Below are 819 nucleotides of genomic sequence, written 5' to 3'. Positions count from 1 at the left end.
CAGAAGTAGGTAGCTTAACCGCAAGGAGGGCGCTTACCACGGTAGGATTCGTGACTGGGGTGAAGTCGTAACAAGGTAGCCGTATCGGAAGGTGCGGCTGGATCACCTCCTTTCTAGAGTAGGCACTCCGCCTGACGTCCACACTTATCGGCTGTAGTAAAGAAGAACGCAAAAATGTTGGGGCTGTAGCTCAGCTGGTTAGAGCACCGTGTTGATAACGCGGGGGTCGTTGGTTCGAGCCCAACCAGCCCTACCAGTTCCAACTAGTAATACCCATTGGGGGATTAGCTCAGCTGGGAGAGCACCTGCTTTGCAAGCAGGGGGTCGTCGGTTCGATCCCGTCATCCTCCACCAAAACTGCTCTTATGTAAGACCCGAGTCTTAGATAAGCGTAGTACCGTTCTTTAACAATCTGGAAGAAGTAAAGTTTTATTTAAGCGTGTAAGAAATTACACACTTAGGGTAGTGTTCCGAAAGGAACGCATACAAAAACTCATCAAACACAGTAGTAAATGCTTGAGCTTATAGCCGTCAAGGTTATAGGGACAAGTGAATAAGTGCACATGGCGGATGCCTTGGCGATTACAGGCGATGAAGGACGTGGAAGTCTGCGAAAAGTTCCGGGGAGCTGACAAACAAGCTTTGATCCGGAAATGTCCGAATGGGGAAACCCGGCCTTTTAGGTCATCACCCACTGAATACATAGGTGTGTGAAGCGAACGCGGCGAACTGAAACATCTAAGTAGCTGCAGGAAAAGAAATCAACCGAGATTCCCAAAGTAGTGGCGAGCGAAATGGGAAGAGCCTGTACGTGATAGT

Annotated in this window: 2 tRNA genes and 2 rRNA genes; all 4 read left to right on the top strand. The window is 49.2% G+C overall.

From position 1 onward, the window contains the following. Window positions 1-113: ribosomal RNA gene (locus GM668_RS30295) — 16S ribosomal RNA — on the top strand; the annotation flags it as partial. A 66-nt stretch (window positions 114-179) separates the two neighbouring features. Next, window positions 180-256, top strand: a tRNA-Ile gene (locus tag GM668_RS30290). Between the two features lie 22 nt (window positions 257-278). Then, a tRNA-Ala gene (locus tag GM668_RS30285) sits at window positions 279-354 on the top strand. Window positions 355-543: 189 nt separating this feature from the next. Beyond that, a 23S ribosomal RNA gene (locus GM668_RS30280) occupies window positions 544-819 on the top strand; the annotation flags it as partial.

The sequence above is a fragment of the Pseudoduganella ginsengisoli genome (assembly GCF_009720865.1).
In the GTDB taxonomy this organism is placed as follows: Bacteria; Pseudomonadota; Gammaproteobacteria; order Burkholderiales; family Burkholderiaceae_D; genus Rugamonas; species Rugamonas ginsengisoli.
The sequence above is the reverse complement of the archived record's forward strand: the minus strand, read 5'-3'. Positions and strand labels throughout refer to the sequence as shown.